At 60.6% G+C, this 25992-nt stretch carries 22 protein-coding genes; 16 read left to right on the top strand and 6 right to left on the bottom strand.

Translation table 11 applies throughout. The features are described from left to right. Nucleotides 1-12 precede the first annotated feature (12 nt). The 14 genes from tssC (at nucleotide 13) to ACP7B3_RS00390 (ending at nucleotide 17697) form a co-directional block, all read left to right on the top strand. A complete protein-coding gene (gene tssC / locus ACP7B3_RS00325; RefSeq protein ID WP_426177143.1) occupies nucleotides 13-1491 on the top strand; it encodes a type VI secretion system contractile sheath large subunit in 1479 nt (492 codons plus the stop codon). Nucleotides 1492-1505: 14 nt separating this feature from the next. Further along, complete coding sequence (tssE, locus tag ACP7B3_RS00330) at nucleotides 1506-1907, top strand: type VI secretion system baseplate subunit TssE (RefSeq protein ID WP_242197316.1); 402 nt, start codon at nucleotides 1506-1508, stop codon at nucleotides 1905-1907. Then, nucleotides 1897-3684 carry a type VI secretion system baseplate subunit TssF gene (gene tssF, locus ACP7B3_RS00335; protein ID WP_426177146.1) on the top strand — a complete coding sequence of 596 codons (1788 nt, stop codon included), beginning with the start codon at nucleotides 1897-1899 and terminating at the stop codon, nucleotides 3682-3684. Before tssE ends, tssF begins: the two co-directional genes overlap by 11 nt. Continuing rightward, nucleotides 3648-4655 carry a type VI secretion system baseplate subunit TssG gene (gene tssG / locus ACP7B3_RS00340; protein ID WP_426177151.1) on the top strand — a complete coding sequence of 336 codons (1008 nt, stop codon included), beginning with the start codon at nucleotides 3648-3650 and terminating at the stop codon, nucleotides 4653-4655. Before tssF ends, tssG begins: the two co-directional genes overlap by 37 nt. Before the next feature lie 12 nt (nucleotides 4656-4667). Beyond that, nucleotides 4668-7106, top strand: coding sequence for an AAA family ATPase (locus tag ACP7B3_RS00345; protein WP_426177153.1), 2439 nt, complete (start codon nucleotides 4668-4670; stop codon nucleotides 7104-7106). Beyond that, entirely contained in the window at nucleotides 7103-8635 is a 1533-nt protein-coding gene (locus tag ACP7B3_RS00350) for a sigma-54 interaction domain-containing protein (protein ID WP_426177155.1), read from the top strand. Before ACP7B3_RS00345 ends, ACP7B3_RS00350 begins: the two co-directional genes overlap by 4 nt. A gap of 83 nt (nucleotides 8636-8718) precedes the next feature. Continuing rightward, nucleotides 8719-8850: a type VI secretion protein gene (locus ACP7B3_RS00355; protein WP_426177157.1), complete on the top strand. Its 132-nt coding sequence runs from the start codon at nucleotides 8719-8721 to the stop codon at nucleotides 8848-8850. A gap of 17 nt (nucleotides 8851-8867) precedes the next feature. Then, nucleotides 8868-10058 (top strand): type VI secretion system-associated FHA domain protein TagH, encoded by a 1191-nt coding sequence (gene tagH / locus ACP7B3_RS00360; RefSeq protein WP_426177159.1) that lies wholly within the window; start codon nucleotides 8868-8870, stop codon nucleotides 10056-10058. A gap of 5 nt (nucleotides 10059-10063) precedes the next feature. Next, the gene (gene tssJ, locus ACP7B3_RS00365) at nucleotides 10064-10549 is read left to right on the top strand and encodes a type VI secretion system lipoprotein TssJ (RefSeq protein ID WP_262208652.1); all 486 of its coding nucleotides are present in this window, start codon (nucleotides 10064-10066) and stop codon (nucleotides 10547-10549) included. Between the two features lies 1 nt (nucleotide 10550). Then, nucleotides 10551-11879 carry a type VI secretion system baseplate subunit TssK gene (gene tssK / locus ACP7B3_RS00370; RefSeq protein WP_426177161.1) on the top strand — a complete coding sequence of 443 codons (1329 nt, stop codon included), beginning with the start codon at nucleotides 10551-10553 and terminating at the stop codon, nucleotides 11877-11879. 5 nt (nucleotides 11880-11884) lie between these two features. Further along, nucleotides 11885-12745 (top strand): type IVB secretion system protein IcmH/DotU, encoded by an 861-nt coding sequence (gene icmH, locus ACP7B3_RS00375; RefSeq protein WP_426177163.1) that lies wholly within the window; start codon nucleotides 11885-11887, stop codon nucleotides 12743-12745. Nucleotides 12746-12761: 16 nt separating this feature from the next. After that, a complete protein-coding gene (gene tssM, locus ACP7B3_RS00380) occupies nucleotides 12762-16130 on the top strand; it encodes a type VI secretion system membrane subunit TssM (protein WP_426177165.1) in 3369 nt (1122 codons plus the stop codon). Then, on the top strand, nucleotides 16127-16858 hold the full coding sequence (locus tag ACP7B3_RS00385; RefSeq protein WP_426177167.1) for a PP2C family protein-serine/threonine phosphatase: 732 nt from the start codon (nucleotides 16127-16129) through the stop codon (nucleotides 16856-16858). The genes tssM and ACP7B3_RS00385 overlap by 4 nt, the downstream gene beginning before the upstream one ends. Continuing rightward, on the top strand, nucleotides 16855-17697 hold the full coding sequence (locus ACP7B3_RS00390; protein WP_426177169.1) for a serine/threonine-protein kinase: 843 nt from the start codon (nucleotides 16855-16857) through the stop codon (nucleotides 17695-17697). Before ACP7B3_RS00385 ends, ACP7B3_RS00390 begins: the two co-directional genes overlap by 4 nt. 8 nt (nucleotides 17698-17705) lie before the next feature. Here the strand turns inward: ACP7B3_RS00390 and ACP7B3_RS00395 are convergent, their stop codons facing one another. From ACP7B3_RS00395 to ACP7B3_RS00405, 3 genes are all read right to left on the bottom strand, one after another. Then, nucleotides 17706-18035, bottom strand: a complete 330-nt coding sequence (locus ACP7B3_RS00395; RefSeq protein WP_426177171.1) for a DUF6388 family protein — start codon at nucleotides 18033-18035, stop codon at nucleotides 17706-17708. 50 nt (nucleotides 18036-18085) lie between these two features. After that, on the bottom strand, nucleotides 18086-18325 hold the full coding sequence (locus ACP7B3_RS00400) for a hypothetical protein (protein WP_145164439.1): 240 nt from the start codon (nucleotides 18323-18325) through the stop codon (nucleotides 18086-18088). Between the two features lie 121 nt (nucleotides 18326-18446). Continuing rightward, complete coding sequence (locus tag ACP7B3_RS00405) at nucleotides 18447-19112, bottom strand: serine hydrolase (RefSeq protein WP_426177173.1); 666 nt, start codon at nucleotides 19110-19112, stop codon at nucleotides 18447-18449. 248 nt (nucleotides 19113-19360) lie between these two features. Here ACP7B3_RS00405 and ACP7B3_RS00410 point away from each other — a divergent pair, with 248 nt between their 5' ends. After that, on the top strand, nucleotides 19361-21433 hold the full coding sequence (locus ACP7B3_RS00410) for a PTS sugar transporter subunit IIC/EAL domain-containing protein (protein WP_426177175.1): 2073 nt from the start codon (nucleotides 19361-19363) through the stop codon (nucleotides 21431-21433). On the opposite strand, the gene ACP7B3_RS00415 is transcribed toward ACP7B3_RS00410, so the two are convergent. Genes ACP7B3_RS00415 through ACP7B3_RS00425 form a run of 3 tightly spaced genes read right to left on the bottom strand, consistent with a single transcriptional unit; the run spans nucleotide 21430 to nucleotide 24716 of the window. Continuing rightward, entirely contained in the window at nucleotides 21430-22278 is an 849-nt protein-coding gene (locus tag ACP7B3_RS00415) for a metal-dependent hydrolase (RefSeq protein WP_242197269.1), read from the bottom strand. The two genes, ACP7B3_RS00410 and ACP7B3_RS00415, sit on opposite strands and share 4 nt — an antisense overlap. Nucleotides 22279-22293: 15 nt before the next feature. Continuing rightward, on the bottom strand, nucleotides 22294-23184 hold the full coding sequence (locus tag ACP7B3_RS00420) for an SDR family NAD(P)-dependent oxidoreductase (protein ID WP_145164432.1): 891 nt from the start codon (nucleotides 23182-23184) through the stop codon (nucleotides 22294-22296). Next, nucleotides 23181-24716: a flavin-containing monooxygenase gene (locus ACP7B3_RS00425; protein ID WP_426177178.1), complete on the bottom strand. Its 1536-nt coding sequence runs from the start codon at nucleotides 24714-24716 to the stop codon at nucleotides 23181-23183. Before ACP7B3_RS00425 ends, ACP7B3_RS00420 begins: the two co-directional genes overlap by 4 nt. A 275-nt stretch (nucleotides 24717-24991) precedes the next feature. Here ACP7B3_RS00425 and ACP7B3_RS00430 point away from each other — a divergent pair, with 275 nt between their 5' ends. Further along, nucleotides 24992-25990, top strand: a complete 999-nt coding sequence (locus ACP7B3_RS00430; RefSeq protein WP_426177180.1) for an alpha/beta fold hydrolase — start codon at nucleotides 24992-24994, stop codon at nucleotides 25988-25990. The last annotated feature ends 2 nt before the right edge of the window (nucleotides 25991-25992 follow it).

Raw genomic sequence — 25992 nt, forward strand, 5'->3', positions numbered from 1 at the left:
GACACTGACACCATGACGACCACTCAACAGAACCTGCAGCCGGCCCAGGCTGGCGGCGAGTACAGCATCCTCGACACTATCATCGCCCAGACATTATTGAGCGCCGATGACGAGGCCTACGGCATTGCCAAGCGCGGCGTGTCGGCCTTCATCGAAGAGTTGCTCAAACCCCATAACAGCGCTGAGCCAGTGAAGAAACGCCTGGTCGACCGGATGATCGCCGAGATTGATACCAAGCTCAGCCAGCAAATGGACGAGATTCTTCATCATCCGGATTTCCAGGCGCTGGAGGCTTCCTGGAGAGGCCTGCAGTTGCTGATCGACCGCACCAATTTTCGAGAAAACATCAAGATCGAGCTGCTCAATGTCTCGCGTCAAGACCTGCTGGATGACTTTGAAGACTCGCCGGAAATTACCCAGTCCGGGCTGTACAAGCATATCTACAGCGCTGAGTACGGACAATTTGGTGGCCAACCGGTGGGCGCGATCATCGCCAATTACTTCCTTTCACCCAGTGCGCCTGATGTGAAGTTGATGCAATACGCTTCAAGCGTTGCCTGCATGGCCCACGCACCCTTTATCGCTGCTGCGGGGCCGGCTTTTTTCGGATTGGAAAGCTTTACTGGATTACCTGACCTCAAGGATCTCAGGGATCATTTCGAAGGCCCGCAGTTTGCCAAATGGCAAGGTTTTCGTCAGAGCGAAGATGCCCGCTATATCGGCCTCACTGTGCCACGCTTTCTACTGCGAACCCCTTACGATCCGATTGATTGCCCAGTTAAAACCTTTGCCTACCAGGAGAACGTGGTGAACAGCCACGAGCACTACCTCTGGGGTAATACTGCCTACGCCTTTGCCACGCGCCTGACTGAGAGTTTTGCGCGCTTTCGCTGGTGCCCGAACATTATCGGCCCGCAAAGTGGCGGCGCGGTAGAAGACTTGCCATTGCATCATTTTCAGAGCATGGGCGAGATCGAAACCAAGATTCCTACAGAGGTACTGGTTTCGGATCGGCGCGAGTACGAACTGGCGCAAGAGGGGTTTATTGCCCTGACCATGCCCAAGGGCAGTGACAACGCGGCGTTCTTTTCGGCCAGCTCGGTCCAGAAACCCAAAACCTTCGGCATCAGTGAAGAGGGCAAGGCAGCCGAACTCAATTACCGGCTCGGCACCCAATTGCCCTACATGATGGTGGTCAACCGTCTGGCGCACTACCTCAAGGTCTTGCAGCGCGAGCAACTGGGCTCCTGGAAAGAACGCACGGACCTGGAGCTGGAGCTCAACAAGTGGATTCGCCAATACGTGGCCGATCAGGAAAACCCCAGTGCCGAAGTGCGCGGCCGCCGGCCATTGCGGGCAGCACGCATTGTTGTCAGTGATGTCGACGGAGAGCCAGGCTGGTATCGGGTCAACCTGAGTGTGCGCCCTCATTTCAAGTACATGGGGGCTGACTTCACGTTGTCCCTGGTCGGCAAGCTCGATAAAGAATGAGCAGAAGCCGGCGGATGCCCCATAACGTGAGCCTTTTCGAGCGTCTCGAAGGCGATGCATCAACCCAGCGGTGCAGTGTGGCATCCGTCGCCGCACACCTGGGGAAAATGCTCAGCACCCGGGCAGGCAGTGTTCAGACACTGCCCGATTATGGTTTGCCCGATCTCAATGACATGCGGCTTAGCCTGCACGAGTCCTTGATCCGCTCACGCGCCTTGATCGAGCGATTCATCCGTGCCTACGAGCCGCGACTGGCAAATGTACAGGTCAAGGTGCTGCCGCGTGCTACTGAACCTCTGGCCCTGGCCTTTGCGATCGAAGCCGCGCTGATTGTTGACGGTGTCACACGGCCCGTTGTGTTCCAGGCGCGCCTGGTGGATGGCGGGCGGGTTGAGGTCTGCGCCGATGGGCTTTAACCGTTACTTCCAAAGCGAGCTCAGCGCCCTGCGGCACCTCGGGCGGCGTTTCGCCGAGCGTAATCCCGCACTGGCGCCGTTTCTGGCTGAAAGCGGCCAGGACCCGGATGTTGAGCGATTGCTGGAGGGGTTTGCGTTTCTGACCGGTCGCCTGCGCCAGAAGTTGGACGACGAGCTGCCGGAGCTGACGCATTCCTTGATGCATTTGCTGTGGCCCAATTACATGCGGCCAATACCCGCCTTCAGCATCCTGCAATTTGACCCATTGAAACGTGCAGGTCCCGCCGTTCGGGTTGCCCGTGATACGGCGGTAGAAAGTGTTCTTATCCAGGGTGAGCGGTGTCGCTTCAGGACGTGCTACACCACTGATGTCATGCCACTGCAACTCACAGGTCTGGACTTCAAGTGCCAGGGTGACGGGGCATGGTTGGATTTGCACCTGGACATGAGTGTCGAGGGTAACTTCAGCCAGTTAACCTTTGACTCACTGCGACTGCACCTGTCGGGCGACCGCTACATCAGCCAGGGGCTCTACCTCAGTTTGCTGCGACATCTGGATGGCATTCACTTGCTGTTACTGGATGGCGAAGGGGTGCCGGCCAAGGGCAACGATGGGCAACCGATGACGGTGCGGCTGGGCGCTGCCCAGGTCAAGCCGGTGGGGTTTTCGCAAGACGAGGCGTTGATACCGTATCCACAGAATACGTTTCGCGGTTACCGCCATCTGCAGGAGTACTTCGCCTTTCCCGAAAAGTACCTGTTTGTCGATATCGAGGGGCTGAGTGTCCTGCACACACTTGCCCCTGAACGGCTCAGCCAGGTCCGCGGCATGGTGCTGCGCTTTGAACTGCGCACCCACGGGCACGCACTGCAACAGCCCACGCTGGACAACGTGAAGTTGTATTGCACGCCCATTGCCAACTTGTTCAAACATGATGCGGTCCCCATTCGCCTGAATGGAAAAGAGGATGAATACCTTCTGGTGCCGGGGGAATATACCCCGGGCAATGCCGCCGTGTTTTCCGTCGACAGTGTCACTGGCTGGCGCCCTGGCGGATTGGGTTACCAGGCCTATGTGCCGTTCGAATCCTTTGAGCATGACTGGGGGGTTGACCGAGCTACAGCGCCGGCCAGCTACGGCATTCGCCAGCGCTCGTCGCAGCAGCATGGAGGGCTCGACACCTGGATGGGGTTTGGCAGTCGCGAAGGTAAAGTCCAGGAAACGTTGTCGATCGAAATGACTTGCACCAACTGCAACCTGCCTCGGCAGTTGCAGCCAGGCGACATCAACCAACCCTGCGAGCAGGCACCGGAATCACTGACGTTTCGCAATATCACCGCGCCAACGGCGACCTTCGCGCCGCCGCTGGACCAGGATTTCCTGTGGAAGCTGATCAGCAATATGTCGCTCAACTATCTGTCGTTGACCGATATCAATGCCTTGAAAGTGATTCTCGAAACCTATGACCTGCCGCGCTATCACGATCGGCAGGCGCAAAAGGTCAGTCAGACAAGGCTCGGTGCGCTGCAGTCCATTCGCCATGAGCCGGTTGACCGACTGCACCGTGGGTTACCCATTCGCGGCCTACGTGTGGAATTGACAGTCGACCCCCAGGGGTTTCTCGGTCAGGGCGATCTGTTTGTGTTCGCCTCGGTCCTCAATGAGTTCTTTGCGCTCTACGCCAGCCTCAACTCTTATCACGAGTTACGAGTCATCAGCACACAAGGAGACGTGTACCTATGGCCATCCCGCATGGGGCAACAGCCCCTGCTTTGAATGCGCTCTGTTGCGGCATTCGTGAGTACACACTGTTCCAGGCAATTGAGCAGGTGATTGAGCGATTGCGCGAAGCTCATCCGCTGATGGATGAAGACGCGCTGTACGACCTGTTGGAATTTCAGGCCAATCCAGGTCTGGGGTTTGCCGGACACGATATCGATCGCGTGGCGTTCTTTATGGAGCGCGGGCAATTACGCGCTCGCCTGCGGCTCAACATATTGGGTTTGGTCGGGGCCGGGTCACCGCTGCCAGCGTTCTATGCAGAGCAGGCGTTTGGCGAGCTTTCCGGCGGTAACCCCACTCGCGACTTCCTCGACCTATTCCACCACCGACTGCATCGGCTGGTGTGGCCGATCTGGCGTAAATATCGCTATCGAGCGTGTTTCCAGACTGGCGCGAGCGATGCGTTCTCGGAGCAGATGTTTGCGCTGATCGGCCTGGGTGGCAACGCGATACGAGGTACCACGCAATTGGACTGCAAACGCCTGTTGCCTTACCTGGGGCTGTTGAGTTTGCGCGTGCATTCGGCCGCCTTGATCGAAGCCGTGCTGCGGTACTACTTCAAGCATGCCCCGGTGTTCATCGAACAATGGGTTGAGCGCCGTGTGGAGGTTGCCCATTTTCAGCGCAATAGCCTCGGTATCACCCGCTGCGAACTCGGTGAGGACCTGGTGCTGGGGCATCAGGTCAGCGACCGCAGCGGGAAGTTCAGGGTGCATATCCTGGCGCTGAGCTGGCAGCAGTTTCACGCGTTCCTGCCCACGGGGAAGGGCTACCAGCCCTTGTGTTCACTGGTGCGTTTAACCACGCGAGACCCGTTGGAATACGACCTGCGCCTGGTGCTTGCCGCCGGTGAGATCAGAGCCCTGCATATTGGCGCGCGCAATGTCTGTCGCCTGGGCTGGACCAGTTGGTTGGACCATGAGCAAGCCGACGGTGTGGTCACGTTTGCTGGCAACTTTCATTAGGGACGGGTGATTATGATCAATGTGGACCTGCAACAGCTTATACGCACGCTGTCAACCCAGGTACGTCGCGACCTGGAGCGTTCCTCGGAACGTTGTGTAAACCGCGGTGGCCGAGAAGTACTCGTCGAAGACCTGCTGCTTGCCTTGCTTGAGCAGCCCGGCGGCCTGCTGGCCAAGGCCCTGGCCGACGCTGATGTGCCGATGAGCGAATTGCAAGCAACGTTGCAGCCAAGAAGTGAGCAGAGTGCAACCCGTAATCCGGTCTTCTCTCAGGCGCTGGTGCATTGGTTGCAACAAGCGTTGATGGTTGCCCATCTCGAGCTGGGGCAACGCTTTGTGGATGAGGGCGCCCTGTTGCTGGCGCTGTTGCGTCATCCGCTGGAGTACGCCGGTGCTGGCTATCAGGCCGTGCTGGGCCGCCTGGATGCAGAGCGTGTACGGGATTTTCTGGCCAGCCAGGCACCTGCGGCCGAACCGTTGGCGACAGAATCGTTGTTGCAGCGTTTTACGCATGACCTCACAGGCCAGGCGCGTGAAGGTCTGATTGATCCGGTGCTGTGTCGCGACGGTGAAATTCGGCAACTGATTGACATTCTTGTGCGACGCCGCAAGAACAACCCGATCCTGGTCGGGGAGGCCGGGGTAGGCAAAACAGCGATTGTCGAAGGCCTTGCGCTGAAAATTGTCGCTTCGCAGGTGCCCGATGCCCTCAAGGCTGTTCGCGTACTGACCCTGGACATGGGGCTCCTGCAAGCGGGTGCCAGCCTCAAGGGCGAGTTCGAGCGGCGGCTCAAAGGCGTGATTGATGAAGTCAACGCCTCGCCGCAGGCCGTGATCCTGTTTATCGATGAAGCCCATACGCTGGTCGGCGCAGGAGGCCCGGCAGGCGGTTCCGACGCGGCCAATCTGCTTAAGCCTGCGTTGGCTCGAGGCGCTCTGCGCACCATTGCGGCCACCACCTGGTCGGAATACAAGCAATACATTGAGAAAGACCCGGCGTTGGCGCGACGTTTCCAGCCAGTGCTGATCGGTGAGCCGAGTGTCGAGGAAGCCGTGTCGATCCTGCGCGGTCTGGTTCCGGTGTATGAGGCAAGCCATGGTGTCTACGTCCGCGATGATGCCGTCGTAGCGGCGGCACACCTGAGCGCTCGTTATCTGGCGGGCCGCCAGTTGCCGGACAAGGCCGTGGATGTGCTGGACACCGCCTGCGCACGAGTGCGCACGCGTCAGGCAATGCCCCCTGAGGCGCTGCAAAACCTGCACGCGGAAAGGGCGGAAGGCACGCGGCAACATGAGGCGTTAAGCCGGGACGCCGAGGCGGGGCTGCCGGTGGATGCTCAAGCATTGCAAGCGCTGGGCCGACGCTTGGACGCCATCGAGCAGGAACGTCAGGTAGTGGAGCAGCAGCGGATTCAACAGGCTGGCCAGTCATCGGACAAACTTGAGGTGTGCCCGCGTTTGATCGCCGAGGTGGTCAGTGCCTGGACCGGCATTCCGGTTGAGCAGCTGGCGCTGGAGCCCAACGAAAAGGTATTGAGCCTTGCTGCTGCCCTGCGCACGCGCATTCTGGGACAAGAGCATGCCGTGCAGGTGCTTGATCGTGCCTTGCGGGCGGTTGCCGCGGGCCTCAACAAAGCGGATGCGCCGGTGGGTGTGTTTCTGCTGGTGGGCCCCAGTGGTGTTGGCAAAACCGAAACAGCGCTGGCATTGGCGCAGCTTCTGTATGGCGGTGAGCGGTTCGTGACCACCATCAATATGTCGGAATACCAGGAGAAGCATGCGCTGTCCCGTTTGATCGGTGCGCCACCGGGCTACGTCGGTTATGGCGAAGGTGGAGTCCTGACCGAGGCTGTGCGCAAGCGGCCTTATTCAGTGGTACTGCTCGACGAGGTCGAGAAAGCCGACGCCGAGGTGTTGAACCTGTTTTACCAGGTCTTTGACAAGGGCCGCGCCAACGATGGTGAAGGCAGAGAAATAGATTTTCGCAACACGCTGATCCTGATGACTTCCAACCTTGGCAGCGACTGCATCAACGAACTGTGTGAAAGCGGTCGGCGGCCTGAGGCCCAGGTGTTGCAGGACGCTATACAGCCCGTGTTGCGTAGCCACTTCAAATCGGCCCTGCTGGCCCGGATGCGTGTCGTGCCGTATTACCCGATTGCCGGTCCAGTCCTGCATGAGGTGGTAAGGCTCAAACTGGCAAGCCTCGGTGAGCGGTTGCTTCGGCGCAAGTTGGCCCTGACGTGTTCCCCTGAGCTGATCGCGCACATGGCCGAGCGCTGCGCGGACCGTGAAAGTGGTGCGCGGTACATCGATCAATGGATCGAGCGCTACTTGCTGCCGCAAATGGTCGATCGCGTTCTGAGTGCCATGGCCACGGATGAATCCTTGTCGTGGGTGCATGCAGGGTTGGATGGCAATGGCCTGCCCAGCTGTGAGTTCGGCCAATGACGAACGCTATGTTTACCCAAGTGGCCGAACCGCTGGTGTACGCCGCCGCCTTGCTGGACGGCTTCACGCGCGCGAGCCAGGAAAGTGACCCGACGACGTTGCCAGGCCTATGTGCTGTGAGCGCTGCGCACCTGAGCCAGTGCGAGCTCACTCAACTGTATCTGGTGGATGAGGTGACCGGCCAATTCGAGCTTATTGCTCAACATTTGCCTGAGGCGCTGCCGGGCGGCGAACCGACTTCACGTCCGGCAGCGAATAACCAACAGCTGTTGCACTACGTCCTGAGAACGCGTTGTTGCCTGGGCCTCGATGACGTCGGAAGCAGCCTCTATGACAGCGGCTTTTTGCCGGCGGCGCGGGCGCCCTGGCGTGCGCTATTGTGTGTTCCGCTGTTCAACCGCACCAATGCGGTCACAGGCGTACTCCTGTGCGCGAGCTGGCGTGTGACGCCACTGCTGGGTTACGCGCCATCGCTGGGTCAATTCGGCAGTTTCGCTGTGAACCAACTGCTTATGCTGCGTCGCATGCAACCGGCGCCAGCCATTGCCCGTTCACCGCGCGGTGGGTCGACTGCAGGGGCCTATGGCTTGATCGGCAACAGCGCTGCGATGGAAGAAACCTGCCACCTGATCGGCAAAGTCCTGCAGACCCCTTATACGGTGCTGTTGCGTGGTGAGACCGGCACCGGCAAAGAGGTCGTGGCGCGGGCGATTCACACGGCCGGGCCACGCAGTGCCCAGGCATTCGTGGTGCAAAATTGCGCTGCGTTTCCAGAAGGTTTGCTCGAGAGCGAACTGTTTGGCTACCGCAAAGGGGCATTCACCGGTGCTGAGCGCAACTACGCGGGGCTGTTCGACGCCGCGCATGGCGGTACGTTGCTGCTGGATGAAATCGGCGACATGCCGCTGTCATTGCAGGCCAAGTTGCTGCGGGTCTTGCAGGAGGGTGAGATCCGCCCGTTGGGCGCCAGCGTCGCGCATAAGGTTGACGTGCGCATCATTGCCGCGACCCACCGCGACCTCGCTGCAATGGTGGCGCAAGGCAGTTTTCGTGAAGACCTTTATTACCGGCTCGCACAGTTCCCGATTCAATTGCCTGCCTTGCGTGAACGCGATGGCGATGTGTTGCAGCTGGCGCGGCACTTCGCCGACAAGGCGTGCGCTGCGCTGGGGCGGGCGCCTGTCGATTGGTCCAATACCGCCCTTGATCAACTGTCGAGCCATGGCTTTCCCGGCAATGTCCGCGAGCTCAAGTGTCTGGTGGAACGCGCAGTGCTGCTGTGTGACGACGGTGTGATTCTGCCGGCGCATTTGTCGTTGCCACTGGCCCCGGATGCGACCGATGCCGTTGATGTGACGCTACGCCAGCGCATGGAGCGAGTGGAGCGCGTATTTCTGATTGATTGCTTGCACAAGAACCGTGGCAATCGAACCCGCACTGCCCGTGAACTGGGGGTTGCTCGGCGCACGCTGCTCTATCGTCTCGCGCGCCTGAACATTCCTTTCGACGATGCCAGAGGCGAGGGCTGAAGTGTGCTTTTGTGCATTGCCATGCATGACCGACGCCTGTGCCGTATCGAGCAGGGCAACCTTATTTCTGTGGGAGAAACCTGATGCCTGATCGTCCGTGGCAAGCCGTTGTGCTTGTGTTGTGTCTGCTGAGTGGCTGCGGCGCCAATTACGTGTTTGACGACGCTGATTACCGCCCGCTGGGTGAGCCCAAGTCGATTAATCGTGGCCAGTGAAAGGGGAGAGGCTGACCATGCAACTTGTGTTTGAGCTTTTGGGTACCGAGGACGGAAGCCGCGCACCCACGGCGCGCAAGCTATTTTGCGCTGCAGGCGGCGTGATCGGTCGTGGTGCCGGGTGTGACTGGGTGATTCCGGACGCCAGCCGTCTGCTCTCCAGCCACCATGGCTTGGTCGCCTATCGTGAGGGCCAGTACCTGTTGACGGATATCAGCAGCAACGGGATCGGTGTAGCCGGCAGCGCCGAACGTCTGCGCAAGGGGCAGGCGCGATTGATCAGTGATGGCGACATTTTTCAACTGGGAACCTTGTCGATTCGGGCGAAACTGGTGGCGTTGACGCAGCCTCGCGGTGAGCAATGGGACGCCAACACAGGGCTGATTCCCGATGATGCCTACCTGGCGCTGGACCCAATTCAAGCGCTCGACGTCGAGCAGCAGCGTCAGACCACGTCGCAGGACCTGGAGGCATTGGCAGATGGGAGCGGCACGTCGGGTCCGTGGGCCGACGATCGGGTGACCAACAGGGACCATCTGACGTTACCCCGACGCGCCGAACCCGCTCAGGAAGCCGTCCCGGTTCGCTCCGATGCGATGCCAGCAGCGGGCAGCGACGTTTTTTGGGGGCGGTTTGCGACAGCACTGGGTATTAGCCTGGAAACTCTCGATACGACGGGTCGCGAGGCGTTGGCGATCAGAGCAGCGCGCCTGCTGCGTATGGAGGTAGAAGGTCTGCAACAAAGCCTGCGGATTTGCGAAGAGCTTAAAAGCGAGCTGAATCTGCCGCTTTTCGAGACGCTGCAAAGGCGCCGGAGCCCTTTGAGAGACAGCGTCGAAACCGATGCCGCAATGGCGATGCTGCTGGGCACCGAGGATCTTGGCCAGTTGCCGGCCGAACACGCCATCACCCAGGCCCATCGGGATATGCAAGTCCATCAGGTTGCGTTACTGGCGGCCTGCCGCAATGCACTGCGCGCTACGCGCAGCGCCTTTGCCCCGGGTCATCTGCTGACATGCTTCGAATACCAGGGGCAACGGCGCCGATTTTTCACCGACGGTGGGTATTGGCGGGCTTACCAGCGTCACTACCAGCGTTTGCTCGAGGATGAGCAGTTCACCGATCGCCTGCCGGGCAGTGACTTCGCCAAGGCTTACGAAGAGCAGGTGCGCTTGATCTCAACCCTGCACGTCGATTATTCAGGATGAACATTATGTTTCGAGCCGCGCTTGCAACAACGCTGCTTTTGCTCGGCCTGTTGGCCGGCTGCAGCAGCCTATCGCCGTTTTCTACCTTGACCAAGTTGGACATGGCGCTGGCCGCCAGCGAGCAAGTCAACCCCGACCTGCACGGCAGGCCGTCTCCGGTGGTGGTGCACTTGATTGAATTGCGTCACGCCGTGGCGTTTGAGAATGCGGACTTCTTCAGTCTGTACAGCAATGCCGAGCAGTCGCTGCCCAAGGACTGGCTGCGCAGTGAGGAACTTGAACTGCGACCGGGTGAGCGGCTGGCGCTCAAGCTCGGGCTCGAGCCCGGCACGCGTTTCTTGGGCGTGTTGGCAGCCTATCGAGATCTGCCCCATGTTCAATGGCGGTGGGTCGTGCCCATTACCCCGCAGCAGTTAACCCGTGCCGATCTTGTGCTGGACCAGGCCGGTATTCGCGTTTCTTCGTCCATGCATGGCCAGGAGTCCGAGTGATATGCAGGTTCATAAAGTCATCTGGCAGGAAGGCATGCTGTTACGGCCGCAGCATCTGCAGCACAACGATCGCTATTACCATCAGCAGCTCAATCGGACGCGCTTGCTGGGGGCTGATGCGTGGGGGTTTCTGACGCTGGAAGTCGATTTGCAATACCTCAATTTCGGCAAAGTGGTGGTCAACCAGGCCAGTGGCGTATTGCCGGACGGTAGTCTGTTCGAGTTGGGCGGGGCGATGGAGCCGCTGGTCTTGCAGGTGCCCGCCAACGCCGGCAAACAGCCGATTTATCTCGCGCTGCCGCTGGATACCGGCAATCAGAACGAAGTTCGCCGCCAGCAGCAAACCGACGTCCTGGCCCGCTATCTGGCGTGTGACATTGAGGTGGGGGATTCGAATGCCGGCGTCGACTCCCGTTGTCACATCAGTTGCGCGCGTCCTGACCTGCGTCTGCTGCTGGGCGACCCTCCAAGCGAGCAGAGTTTCGTCAAACTCAAGGTTGCTCAAGTGCTGGAGTCGACCGATGCAGGCGGCGTGAGCCTGGATGCCGACTTCATTCCATCCTTCATTTTTCTTCAGGGCCACGGCTATTTGCCGTCGTGCCTCAAGGAGGTGATCAGCTTGCTCTCCAGCCGTGGGGATGCCATTGCAGCGCGTATTCGGGGTGAAGGCACCGCCGCAGGTACGGAAATCGGCGACTTTCTGATGCTGCAATTGATCAATCGTACCGAGTTGGAATTGCGTCACTGCCTGAGCCAGACCCACGTGCGCCCGCAAGCCTTGTTCCGGGCATTACTGTCGCTGTTCGGTGAGTTGTCAACGTTCGCCAACGACAGCAAACGTGCGCACCTGGATGTGCGTTATCGACATGAAGACCAAGGTGAAAGTTTTCGCGGGTTAATGGAGGGCGTGCGTGGCGTGCTGTCAATGGTGCTTGAGCAACACGCCATCGAGTTGACGTTGCAGCAACGCCAATACGGGGTGTTGGTATGCCCGGTGAGCGACCTGAAATTGCTCGGCACTGCGACGTTTATTTTGGCGGCCACTGCTCAGTGTGATTCGGAGGAATTGCGCCATCGCCTGCCTTCGCATTTGAAGGTCGGGCCGGTGGAGCGCATACGCGAGCTGGTCAACTTGCACCTGGCGGGAATCAAGGTCAGACCGTTGCCTGTGGCGCCACGGCAGATTCCGTTTCATGCAGGCAAAACCTATTTCATGCTGGATCTGAGTGCCCGCGACATCACGCAGCTGGAGCAGTCGGGTGGGTTTGCCTTCCATGTAGGCGGTGAATTTACAGCGCTCGAACTCAACTTCTGGGCCATCAGGAACTGAACACAATGGACAGTGAATACCTGCAGGATGAAAAGACTGTTTTGCTCGACCATCAGGGCCGTGGGCCGGGCCACGGCCCGATTACGGACTTCCCTGCGCCGCCGCGCTTTGAGCAGTTGGAAGATCGAATGATCTACGCCGCCCACGAGCAAGGTACCCCGCGCTTCAAGATGGGGTTCAACCCTCTCGTTGAGGCCGCATGGGCGTTGTTGTCGCAAGTGGTTCAGCTCAAAAGCGCCTCTGGCCGCGAAAGCTTGGGCGCGGTCAACGACAGAATGGCATTGGCGGTCACTCAGTTTGAAGCCCGCGCCTTGCAGAGTGGTGTCGAGAGCAGCCAGGTGATGTCGGCCCGTTATGTGTTGTGCAGCGTCGTCGATGAAGCTGTAGTCACTACGGCGTGGGGCAGCCGCAGCGACTGGTCGAAGATGAGCCTGTTGAGCCGCTTTCACAACGAAACCTTCGGTGGGGAGAAGGTTTTCCAACTGTTGGAGCGGCTGTCCCGCGACCCGGTCAAGCACCTGGCAATGCTGGAGCTGATGTACCTGTGCCTCTCCCTCGGATTCGAAGGCAAATACCGAATCATGGAGCGAGGTGTCAGCCAACTTGAAGCCGTACGCGATGCCTTGTACCGACAGATCAGGCACGTGCGAGGCGAGCCAATGTCGGCGCCTTTGCAGCCCACGCGAGCAGGGCGTGCGCGCCGTAAACGGCTCCCCGTTATCCCGGTGACTTGGGTCGCAGTCTTTACCCTGGCCTGTTTGCTGGCGATGTACACAGGATTTGCCTGGCGGCTGGGCGAAGAAGCCGCGAGGGCGCTGCAACCCTTTCAATTTTCGGCGTCGGAACTGACTCAGACGCCCTTGTAAACGCTGGGAGCAATGAATGAACGCATTCCTCAAGAACGCGCGCACTGTGCTGGGCACGATTTGGGTCTGGAGCTTGTTGCTGGTGCTTTCCTGCGCGGTGTTGGTGTGGTGTTTCGGGCCGTTGCTGGCTGTGGATGATCACCGCTTCTGGCAAGGCGCGAGTGCTCGCCTGGTCACCATCAGCGTGTTGTTTCTGCTGTGGGGGCTGGCGATGGTCCTCGTCGGCGTACGCCGGGCAGCTGAGCTCAAGAGACCTGAACGCCAGGCACACCATGAGCAACTGGGATGGGTTGAGGACGAGCAGCGACAGGTACGCGGTCGCTTCAAAGAGGCTGTCCAGCGCTTGAAAACCTCGCCGCGATACGCAGGGCATAACCAGCGATGGCGTAATAGCTTGCCCTGGTACCTGTTGATCGGCGAGCAAGCCAGCGGCAAAACGCGGCTGTTGGCGGCGGCGGGCTTACAACTGCCGTTTGACCGCGTAGAAGCAATGCCAGTGGGGGGCACGGCTCATGCGCAATGGCATTTCGCTGGCGACAGCGTACTTATCGATATCCCCGGGCGTTACCTGACACAACCTGACAGCACGCTGGACGCCGCCGGTTGGTCGACGCTGTTGCGTCTGCTCAGGCAGCGGCGCCGAGTGCGCCCGCTCAATGGCGTGGTGGTGGCTTTGTCGGTCGAAACATTGTTGGGCTGTAACGAGCACGATCTGGACCTGCAGGCTCGCCAGGTGCACTCGCGCCTGCAAGAGGTCCAGCAAACGTTGCACGTGGACGTTCCCGTGTATCTGGTGCTGACCCAGGCTGACCGCGTGCCAGGGTTTGCCGAGTTCTTCGATGCGCCCCAGGGAGAGGAGGCAGAAAGCGTGCTTGGCCAGCCACTCGATGTTGGCAAGGACGGCGTTGACATCGCACAGGTGCGCCGCGCGTTCGACGAGCTGCTGCAGCGTTTGAGCAGTGAACTGATTACGCGATTGCATCAGGAGCGTAATGTCGAGCGCCGTGGCCTTATGCTCGACTTCCCCCAGCAGGCGGCGCAACTCGGCGAGCGTTTGTGCCTGTTCGTGGAGTCGGCTTTTTCCGCCCATCGTTATCAGCGCATCAGCGGGTTGCGGGGCTTCTATTTGACCTGCGCCGGCGACAGGCACAGTCATTTCGTGCAGGGCCTGTTCAGTCGGGTGATCTTCGCCGAGGCAGACCTCGCCGGTCTGCAGACCCCGGAGCAACGGCGCATCCATTTGCGCCAGGGGTTACTGGCCATCGCCGTTGTGCTGGTTATCGGGAGCGCCGGGTGGCTGTGGACGCACAGCTACACCGTCAACCAGCAACGCCTGGCGCAAGTGGCTGCACTGGCGGTGCAACCTGCACCTGCTGCGCAGAATGCTGACGACACCCTCACACTGCTGGCGCTGTTGGATGCCCGCTGGGCAGCGACGCAGGTTTTCCCTGCAACAGAAGACGCACGGTTTATCGAGCGCGCCGGTCTTTATCAGGGTGATTTGAGCCGCCCACCCTTGACCCACGCGTATCAGCTGGCCGTGCAGCAGCTGTTACTGGACCGCCTAACAGTGCTGCTCGAGGAGCAAGTTCGCACCAACCTTGGCAATCGCGAACGACTGCTGGAAAACCTGCGCGCCTACCTGATGCTCAATCTGCGGGAGCGCCGTGATACCGGGTGGCTGGCACAGCATATGGCAGACCATTGGTCTGCGCGTTATCCAGGTGACGCGTCGGTGCACAAACGCCTGAATGAACACTTGGCGCGGCTGCTTGAGCAACCGTTCATTGCGCCGCTCGATGAAGCCCTTGTGGCCAAGGCTCGCGAAGCGCTGCGGGGTGAGTCCCTGGCGGATGTGGTTTACCGGGCGTTGCGCGAACAGTCACGCAACCTCGAGCCTTTGCGGTTTGTCGATGGCAAGGTATTCGCGGCCATTGATCCACCTATTCCCGGTTTCTACACCAAAAGGTATTGGCAGTACTTTGAGGCACAGGGCCCGCGGCTGGTGAATGCCATTGCGCAGGACAACTGGGTATTGGGGGAGGGTGCCGACCTCAGTGTCATGGATTTGCGGCGGCTGATGATTGAGCTGCAGCAGCGCTATTTCAGTGAGTATGCCGATACCTGGAGTGCCGCCCTTGGCCGCGTCAGCCTGCAACAGAGCGACAGCCTCAGGCAGGATGCCGAACAGCTCGCGGGCTTGACGTCAGCCCAGTCGCCGCTGATGCAATTGTTGCTGCTGTTGCGTGAAAACACGCGTTTGCTGCCCGGTCATGACCCTTTGGCCAACGTACCCGCTCAGACGGGAGCGTTGGGGGTGATCGCTCAGACGGCTGTGGCTGAAGGGGCGAAGGTCGTCCTTCCAGACTCTGCCCGCCGAGCGTTGCAACGACGCTTTGAGCCATTGCACCAGTTGCTCGACGAGCAGCACAACCCTGGCGTCGAGTTGACCCAGGCATTGCGTTTGCTCGACGAGCTGCACCTGCAACTGGCTGCGCTCAACCGCGAAAGCTCGCCCGAGCAGGCGGCTTTTCAACGGGTAAAGCGGCGAATGGAGGGGCAGCAGGATGTGCTCGGCACTCTGCGTGACGCCGCTGCACGGTTGCCGTTGCCGCTCGCAGGCTGGTTTGAGGGGGTGGCTGACAACAGCTGGCGTCACTTGTTGGACGGGGCCTATTCGCACGTCAACCAGCGCTATCACAGTGAGGTGTATGGGCTGTATGCCAAGGCGATCCGCCAGCGTTACCCGTTCAATGCTCATGCGAGCAGCGATGTCGCCCTCAATGACTTTCAAGCGTTCTTCAAACCCCAAGGCGTCATGGCGCGCTTTTATGAAAGCTACCTGCGGCCTTTCGTCAGTGTTGAGGGTAACCGTTACAGGCTGCGTGGTCTGGATGGCAGTGGGTTGCCGGTCTCGCGTTCGGTGCTGGATCAACTGACGAAAGCCGAGGTTATCCGCCAGGTGTTTTTCACTGAGCCGCAGGGTGAGGTGTCGGTTCGATTTACCGTAGCGCCCTACAGCCTGGATCAGTCGGTCAGTCGGGCGACCCTGCGCTTTGGCGATAAACAGCTGGAATATCGCCATGGACCCATCGTGCCCATGGTGTTTGATTGGCCGATGGAGGCCGACAACGGTCGCAGCAGCCTGGTACTGGAGCGGGGCACGGAGCAACGCCCCCTGGGTATCGAGAAAGATACCGGCGCCTGGTCGTTGTTCAGGTTTTTTGACTTGATGCAGCGAGAGCCGGCGAGCGGCAGGAATGCGCTGATATTCAAGGCCGACCTTGCCGGGCTGCGGGCCAATTACCTGTTGACCAGTCAGCGTACGCCCAGCCCGTTTGACATGGAGGCGTGGCGCACTTTCCGCCTGCCTGAGCAACTGTGAGCAGTCGGCCTATTGAGTGGCGCAGTGCCGGGCGCACACAACAGGGCCAGGCCCGGTCGCGTAACGAGGATGCGTTCCTGGACGGTCCGCGGCAACGCTGTTGGGCCGTGGCGGATGGCATGGGCGGTCACCAGGGCGGTGATGTGGCCAGCCAGTGGGTGGTTCGCAGTCTCGCTTCGCTGTCTGCCACAGGTAACCTTGATCAACGCGTTAACGCGGCTCGGCAACGTTTGCAACACGTCAGCCAGCAGTTGGCGAAGGCGGGTATCAGGTCTGACGCGCGCGGCGACGTCACGATGGGCAGTACGGTGGTGGCATTGCTGCTTGAGCAGGGGCGTGCCGCCTGTGTGTGGGCGGGGGACAGTCGATGTTATCTGTGGCGCGAGCAAAGGCTTTACCAATTATCGCGCGATCATTCACTGCAGCAGCGCCTCATGGATGAGCGCCAATTGAGTGTGGCGCAAGCTCGGGCCCACCCGGAGGCCAGGGCATTGACCCGGGCCATCGGTGCGCGAGCGCTGCTGCAGCTTGAGGTGCTGGAACTCAGCACCCGGCCAGGGGACGTATTTCTGCTGGCCAGCGATGGGTTGTATCAGGCGCTCAGTCACGCCGACCTGGGGCGTGCGTTGAGCGTGGGCACGCCGCAGCAGGTGGTCGACCGTTTATTTGCAACGGTATTGCGCAGGCCCGCGCGGGATGATTTGACCGCCGTGGTGGTACAGCCATGAATGACACGTCAGTGGCGCCAGGCTTACTCGCCGGGCGTTATCACCTCGAACGCGAATTGGGCAGGGGCGGGATGGGCGTGGTTTATCGCGCTCGTGACTTGTTGCACGAGCAATTTGGTGCGTCCTGCTCCAGCGTGGCAATCAAGCTTTTGGGCGAGACTTTGTCTCAGTGCCCGGACGCGCATGTGCTGCTCTACAGCGAGTTTGCCCTGACCCGCAGCCTGCGCCACGACGGTGTGGTGCGGGCATTTTCGTTCGAGGTTGATACAACCAGCCAGGCCGCGTTTTTCACGATGGAATTGATGCACGGCATCACGCTCGACCGGCTGCTGCCCGAGTGCCCCGCTGGGTTGCCCTGGCGAGAACTGCAACCGATGGTCCTACAGCTTTTGGATGCACTGGTTTACATCCATCAGCAAAACGTACTGCACGGCGATATCAAACCCGCCAATGTCATGGTCAGCGAAGAAGGTGTGCGGTTGTTTGATTTCGGCCTGGGCCATCAGCAAGTGCCGGGGGCGGTGGGCTTGCCGAGTTTGAATCGCGACCGTTTCAACGCGTGGACACCCGCATATGTTGCCCCGGAATTACTCGCCGGCGGGGCGCTGAGCACCGCCGCCGACCTGTATGGCGTGGCTTGCGTCGTGTACGAACTGGCCCATGGGCAACGCCTGGGTGGATGTCAGCCCCTGCAAACGTTGGTTCGGCCTCGGCAACTGCCCAAGCGCTGCTGGCCCGCCTTGCGCTCGGCCCTGGCGGTTGATCCTGAACGCCGAGTGCTGAGTGTCGCCGAGTTACGCGAGGCCATAGCCAGCCACCCTCGACGCGGGTGGCTGTAACCCAAGGCTCAATGGGCCAGGCCATGCAGTTGGCAGTAGTCGACCCAGCTCAACCCGGCCATTTGTGCGACTTCCTTGTGCACTTCAAGGCGCTGGGCTTCGAAGGCCTCGGGTGAATCGGCCGTCAACTTGAGTGTCAGCTCCCAGGCAAACAGGTTCTGTCGTTCAGCTTCAGCTTCGAAGGCTTCATGCAGGCGTTCGGCGCGATACTGCTCCAGGGTTTCGCGCTTGGCCTGAGCGGCCAGCGGGTTCAGGGTGTCCAGCTGCGTGGCCACCTCCGGATGTTCGGTCAAGAATCTGTCCAGGGCGCGCTGGTGGTTATCGCCGGGTTGGGACAAGGTAAAACTCCTGGGGCTCGGGCGCCGGTAGCGGGCCTGTGGTGAGGTGTTCAGCGTCGCAGGTATTTGCGTAAGCGGCGGCTTATGCGATTTCGTATCGGCTCAAGCAAGAAAAATAACAGGTAGGCACCCAGCATCACTGCCAGGTCCAAGTCCAGCCAGGTTTCTTCGACGGGTCCGGTGAGGTGTTCGATGGCATTTCTGGCCATGAACAGCAAGGTGACGCCGACGACCCACAGCAGGGCGTTGAACATCAGTGGACGCAGGTTGTGGGACAGCTTGTATTGCATCTTGAACAGTTCTCCTTGATGTCGGGCTCCTTTTCCCGCGGGAGCCAAAACACGCCGATAGTACATTTTGAGGGGGGCTCATGACTTGGCGCAGATCATGTTGCCCGATGATGGATGGTGCTCAGGTGCTCGGGTTTTCGAGCAGGTAGCGTGCCAGGGCCGCATAGGCCGGCAAGGTGACACCGTCGTCCGCGGCATTGGCCGCAACCGGATGGGAGGCAAAGCGCACAATCACCATCTCGGCCGCGGGGTCGATGTAGATACTCTGGCCGTGGACGCCGCGGGCCATATAGGCGCCATCGGGGTTGTGAGTGACCCACCACATGGCACGATAACTCCATCCCTTGAGTTGACTATAGCCTGCCTTGGCAAAAGCCTCTTTATCGCCGCCCTGGCGAATATCCTTGACCACGCTTTCAGGCACGATCTGCTGGCCATTGAAGCGGCCGCCATTGCGCAGCATTTCACCGAAACGGGCCATGTCCCGCAGCCCGGCGTTCAAGCCGCCACCGGCAAACGGTGTGCCGATGGAGTCCACGGTTAAATAGGCGCCCTGTTCACTGCCCGGTCGGCTCCAGTTCGCCACGCTCCAGCGCATGGCGGGGAAGCGAAAATAGCTGCCATCGTCAAAACGCACGGTGCGGTCCGGCGGCGGCGGGGCGCCGACCATCCATTTGAGGCGAGCAGGACCGCTGGCCTGGGCGTCAGGAAAATCTGTAACGCTGGCGTAGACGGCGGCGCTTGAAAAACCCAGTAATACAAAGGTCAGCGGCAGGATTGCTCGCATCGGCAGGCACCTTGATGGCGTATAAAGCACAGGGAGCAAGGCCTGGGCTCGAGTCCGTTCGAGAATTAAGCTGCAAAGGATGGGCTAACTCACCCTGACCAACAAGGATCAGGGGGGTTAAATTAATTCTGAATAATTGCGCGTGTCACGGCAAAAGCCTTTCGCTCCCGGTCTCTGGCCGTGTAGCGTTGCAGGGGATTTCGAGGCTGCCGACCACGGGCAGAGGGCGATGGGCAGGGGGACGGGTCATGGCGCAAACGCTGTTCAAACTTTTCCTCACCCAGCGCCTTGCGGCCTTGGCCAGCACGGAATCGTTACGGGCCATCCGTGAAGGCCTGTTATGGATTTTGCCGTGTTTGCTGGTGTCGGCCGGTTTCCTGATTCTTTCCGAGTGCGCCAAGGCGCTGGGGTTTGATCCGCAGGTGGTGGCCTTTTTGTCTGGGCTGCATAACCAGATCAGCTCGGTGATCCCGCTGTTGGTGGCAGCCTCCATTGGTTACATGCTGGCGATCCAGTATCGCCTGCCGCAATTGCCGGTGGCGTTCCTGTGCCTGGCGCATGTGGTGGTCGCCACGTTCGTCTTGCGCGATTACCCGCGGGCGTCGGCGACGTTTGTACTGTTTATCGCCATCGCCTCGCCGTTGCTGAATGTACCGGCGGTGGCCTGGCTGCATCGCTTTCGCTGGACGCGTCTGGTCAACGAAGACCTGGTGGGCCATAACCTGCGGGGCACCATCAACATGGTGGTGCCGGGGACTATCACTGCGCTGTCGCTGGTGGCGATGTTGTCGTTGCTGTTGCAGATACCTTCCGTGGCGCAGCTGCAAGGGCCGCAGGTGCTCGATGCGCTGCAATCGCCCTACGGCAGCGGCTTGTTTGTGACCCTGATGAATTCTCTGCTGTGGTTTTTTGGCATTCACGGCGCGTATGCCCTGCAGCCGCTGTTCGATGTGCTGGACCAGGCGGTGCTGCTCAATGGCGCCGCGCTGGCGGCGGGTGAGCCGATCAAATACGCGCTCAACAGCGGCCTGCTGGGGTGTTTCGCGTTTATCGGTGGGTCGGGCGGTGCACTGTGCCTGTTGCTGGCGATCCTGCTGTTTTCCAGGAGCCAGTCCATGCGCCTGCTGGCGATGGCCAGTCTGCCGTTGTCGTTATTCAATGTCAGCGAGGTGCTGCTGTTCGGCTTGCCGATCATTCTCAATCCGCGCTTGTTCATTCCGTTTTTACTGGTGCCGGCGTTCAATGCCATGCTGGCGCTGACGGCGGTACACCTGGGCTGGGTGTCACCGGCGGTGGCCAGCGTGCCGTTTACTGCACCGGTGCTGCTCAACGCCTACCTCAGTACCCACGGCGACCTGGCGGCCGTGGTGCTGCAAGTGGCGCTACTGGGCATCGGCACGCTGGTGTATGCGCCTTATGTGCGCGCCATTCATCGCCGGTCCAGTGGCGGCAGCACCGTGTACCTCAAGTCGCTGGACATGACCTTTCGCGGCCTGGAGGAGAAGGGCCGGCTGCTGGAACTGGACCCGGTGCTGGCATCCCACAAGGTGCTGGCGCGCCAGGCCGTCGAGCTGAGCCGTATCCAGCAGATCAGCGACTATGAGTTCTACCTCGAATTCCAGCCCCAGGTCTCGACGCGCACCGGGTTGTGCACCGGCTGCGAAGCACTGATGCGCGCCCGCGACAGCCAGGGCACAGTGCACTCACCATGGGAGTTTCTGCAGTGGCTGGCACAGGCGCGGTTGATGCCGGACGTGGATGTCTGGGTGGCCTCCCAGGCCGTGCGCCAGTACCAGCATTGGAAGAAAATCGGCTTTGCCCTGCCGATGACCATCAATATCTCCAGTACCACCCTGACGAATGCGGCCTATGGCGAGCGCCTGGTGGGCATTCTCGCCCAGGCCCATGGGCAAGTGTCGGTGGAGATCACCGAAGATGCGTTGGTGCGCGATGTCCCGGCCACACGCCAGACGATCCAGAAATTGCAGGCGATCGGCGCCAAGGTCTATATCGACGACTTTGGCACCGGGTTTTCCGCGTTGAGCTATCTGCACCAGTTTCCGGTGGACTTCATCAAGATCGACCGCAGCTTTGTGGTGGCCCAGCACGACCCCCAAGGCGCCCGTGTGCTGACCGGCATGCTGCGTTTTTGCGAGGCGCTGAACCTGGGGGTGGTGGTCGAAGGCGTGGAGACCGCCGAGCAATTGGCCTTCCTCAATACCGGCACCGAGCTGTTTGTTCAGGGCTGGTATTTCAGCAAGGCGCTGCCCGGCGATCAGCTGGAGCGCTTTGTGCGCGAGCGTGCGGCCACTCGGGATTAAGCTGGCGTGGCGGCGAATTCACGCTGCGTCTGCTCGATTTCTTCGACCAGCTTGTCGATTTGCGCCAGCCGCGCGCGGTTGTCGTGGTCCCAGGGGTGAAAACTCGGTTTGAAATAGTGCAGCCATGGCCGCAGCATGCGCGGGAACACGCCCTTGGGCCCGTAGAGAAACTTGAGCATGCGCCAGAAGCCCTTCACGTGCCCGCCGGCCTTGCGGTCGGCAATCAGCAGGCGCAGGTGGAAATCCATCACCACCAGCCAGAACAACACCGTGGTGGTCAGCATGGTGCCGGTGCGCAGCAGGTAGCGCCCGGGCCCGGGCTTGATCACGGTGTTCCACACATCGAACGCCACGGCCTTGTGTTCGGTTTCTTCGAGGGCGTGCCAGTACCACATTTGCTGGTAGCCCTTGAGTGACTCGCCAAAGCGCGTGGGGTCGCTCAGCAGGATTTCCGCGAGCATTGCCGTGTAGTGCTCGAGGGCGATGGTCACCGCCAGGTTGAACGACGGTGGCAGGTGTTTCTTTTGCAGGTCGAGGATGAATTTGAGGCGCCGGTCCAGGGTGTGCGCCGGTAGGCCGGCAGCTTGCATCAGGTCGTTATAGGCCACGTGCTCGCGGCTGTGCATGGCTTCCTGGCCGATGAACCCCTGGATCTCCTTTTTCAACTCCGGATCGTCGATGCGCTGGCGGTAGTGGCGCACGCTGTCCATGAAAAACAGTTCGCCCTGGGGAAACAACAGCGACAGTGCGTTGAAGAAGTGCGTGATGAACGGGCCTTGTTCGTGCCAGTTCTTGATGCGCTCGGCGGGCAACGCAAAACGGATATCGCGACGGATGGGCAGCATCGTGGGTACTCCTGTTCAGAGACGAGGTTCGTCGTTGGTTTCAAACACCTGCGTGCGCTGTTTGGGCGCCATGCGCTTGCTGGCAAACACCACCAGGGCTTGATAAGCGGCAGGCAGGCAACGGGCGAGCAGGTCGAGGAAATACGCGTCGCGGCCGATCAGCACGCGGCGTTTGTTGTGGCGCACGCCCTGCAGGATGACCTTGGCGGCCTGGTCGGCGTCGGTGATGAAGAGCTTTTCGAAGTCGGCGCGGGCCTGTTGCTCGTTGTGGATCAGAAAACCGGTCATGTTCGCGTCGATGCGGCTGCTGCGGCAGATATCCGTACGGATTCCCCCGGGGTGTACACAGGTGGCGGACACCCCGCAGCGTTGCAGATCGAGTTCCTGGCGCAGCGATTCGGTAAAGCCGCGCACCGCAAACTTGCTCGCGTTGTAGCCGCTCATGCCGGGCTGGGCAAACAGGCCGAACACGCTGGAGGTGTTGACCACGTGTCCGTCGCCGCTGGCCTTGAGGTGCGGCAAAAATGCCTTGGTGCCGTGCACCACGCCCCAGAAGTTGATGCCGATGATCCACTCCAGGTCTGCGTAGTCCACGCCTTCGACGGTGCTCGACAGCGCCACGCCGGCATTGTTGAAAATCAGGTTGACCTGGCCGTGATCGGCCACGCAGCGTGCGGCCCAGTCGTGCATGGCCTGGCGATCGGACACATCCAGCACGTGGGTGGTGATCGTCACCGGGGACAGCGTCGAGGTCTTGATCAGCGCCAAGGTCTGTTCCAAGCCCTGGCTGTTCTTGTCCGCGAGCGCCAGGTGGCAGCCTTCGCGTGCCAGCGCCAGGGCCAATGCGCGACCCATGCCGGACGCCGCGCCAGTGATTGCCGCCACGCGGCCGTTGAATGACTTCATGACAGGCTGCCTTCTGCGGTGGAGTGGGGCGCCGAAACAGGGCGGGGTGTCGAGGTGGGCAACGGCTCGGCGACGTAGTCCTTGAGCGCGAAGTGCCGCGTGTCACGTTTGAACCGCCAGGTTGAGCCGGGCCACAACGTGGTGTTTTTGCCGGTGCGCGGGTCGAGGTACCAGCTCTGGCAGCCGCCGGTGTTCCAGATGGTGCGCTTGAGCCGGGCTTGCAACTGCTGGTTATAGGCCAGCTCCACGGTGGGTTTGACCTCGACCGTGGCGATGCGCTGGCGCTGCATTTGCGTAATGGCATCCAGGATGTAGGTGACCTGGGCCTCGATCATCAGAATCATCGAGTTATGCCCAAGGCCGGTGTTCGGCCCGACGATCAAAAACAGGTTTGGATAACCCGGCACGGTGGTGCCCTTGTACGCGTGGGCGCCGTCGCGCCAGGCGTCCATCAGGTCGATGCCGTCGCGACCGATGATGCAATCGCGGGGCAGCGGGTCGGTGGCCTGGAAACCGGTGCCGAAGATCAGGCAATCGGCCGGGTGCTTGATGCCATCGGCCGTGATCACGCCGTCCGCTTCGATGCGCAGCACCGTGTCGCTGACCACCTCGACGTTGCTGCGCGACAGCGCCGGGTAGTAGTCATTGGAGATCAGCACGCGCTTACAGCCGATGGTGTAGTCCGGGGTGAGGGTCTTGCGCAGGGAAGGGCGCGCCACTTGTTTGCGCAGGTGGCGCAGGGCGATTTTCTGCACCATTTTCATCAACCGCGGGTGCAGGGCAAACCCCACCACGCGGCCTTCCAGCGCCCAGTAGAAGGCGCCGCGTACCAGGCGTTGGGTGAAGGGCAGGTGTTTGAAGGCCCAACGCTCGACGCGGGAAATTTCGCGGTCGGGCTTGGGCATGATCCAGGGCGGCGTGCGCTGGAACAGGTCCAGATGCGCCACCTGCGGCGCGATCTGCGGGACGAACTGGATGGCACTGGCGCCGGTGCCGATCACCGCCACGCGCTTGCCCTTCAATGAATATTCGTGGTCCCACTGCTGGGAGTGGAAGCGCTTGCCCTTGAAGCTGTCCAGCCCCGCAATATCCGGCAACGCCGGGCGCGACAACCCGCCCATGCCTGACACCAGCACCCGCGCGCTGACCTTGCGGCCATCGCTGAAGCTCAGTTGCCAGCGTTGCTGCTGTTCATAGAACACCGCACGTTCAAGGCCCATGTTGAAGCGCAGGTAGGGCGTCAGCTTGAAACGCTGCGCGCAGTGTTCAAGGTAGGCGCGGATCTCCGCCTGCGGTGCGAACTGCCGCGTCCAGTTGGGGTTGGGCGCAAACGAAAACGAATACACATGCGACTGCACATCGCAGGCGCAGCCTGGGTAATGGTTATCGCGCCAGGTGCCGCCGAGCGTCTCGGCCTGTTCGGCGATAAAGAAGTCGGTGATCCCGGCTTCCTTGAGTTTGATCGCCATGCACAGGCCGGCAAAACCGGAACCGATGATGGCGATGTCGATTGAATCGCTGTGGGCATTCATGGCTTGTCCCTCGTGGGCATCGATGTGCTCCTGTTTTTGTTGTGTCTTTTAGATAGAACACCATTGCAAAGAAAAATTGAATTAATTATTTTAAAAAAGATTTTAAATAATCTACCTGAAAATTTCGCCTACGCTAGGACCTTGTTCCGCATGTGCGACTTGTCCGACGGACGAGCACGGTATGCATGAAGTTTAGGTCCAGGGTGTGGACGATGGCTGAGGCCTTGATCAATACCGGTCAGGTCGCCAGCGGCAGGGAAGCAGAGGACCGAGCTATGGCTGTTGAATGGGTTGTCGCTGCGGGCGTGTTTGGGGTGGCGAGTGCGCTGTTGTGGGGCTTCAGTGCCTGGATGACGCGGCGTATAGAAGCCACTGTTCCGATCAACGGGCGCTTCGTCGAGGTCGATGGCGAGCGCTTTCATTATGTCGAGGAAGGCGCAGGCCCGCCGCTGGTGATGATTCACGGGCTGATGGGCAGCAGTCGCAACCTGACCTATGCCTTGTCCGCCCAGCTGCGTGAGCGTTTTCGCGTGATCACGCTGGACCGTCCGGGTTCGGGCTATTCCACCCGGCAAACGGGTACTGCGGCAGACCTGCCGGCCCAGGCTCGGCAAATCGCGGCCTTTATCAAAACCCTGGACTTGGATAAACCGCTGGTGCTGGGGCATTCCCTCGGCGGGGCGATTTCGCTGGCGCTGGCGCTTGACCATCCACACGCGGTGTCCGGGCTGATCCTGGTGGCGCCGCTGACGCATCCCCAGCGTATGCTGCCGCCGGTGTTCCTGTCCCTGGCGGTGCGCCCGGCCTGGTTGCGACGGTGGATGTCACACACCCTGACCATGCCCGTCGGCCTGCTGACCAGAGGCACGGTGGTGAAGGGCGTGTTCGCCCCAGATGCCGCGCCGTCAGACTTCGCCACGCGTGGCGGCGGGCTGCTGGGTATGCGTCCGGACAACTTCTACGCCGCCTCCACCGAGATCAATACGGTTAACGACCATTTGCCCGACATGGTCAAGCGCTACCCGCAACTGACCCTGCCAATCGGCCTGATCTATGGCGCGCGCGACAACGTGCTGGACTTTCACAAGCACGGCCAGGCCCTGGCAAGCAAAGTGCCCGGGCTGAAGATGCAGGTGGTGGAGGGGCGTGGTCATATGCTGCCAATTACCGCCACAGAGCGCGTGGCTGCGCTGGTGGAGCAGGTGGCCAAGCGCGTTCGCCCACCGCAAAGCGCCAGCGTGCTGCACCCGCCATTTGCCTTGGCGAGCAAATAATG

The organism is Pseudomonas sp. TWRC1-2, from assembly GCF_049896685.1.
Lineage (GTDB): Bacteria > Pseudomonadota > Gammaproteobacteria > Pseudomonadales > Pseudomonadaceae > Aquipseudomonas.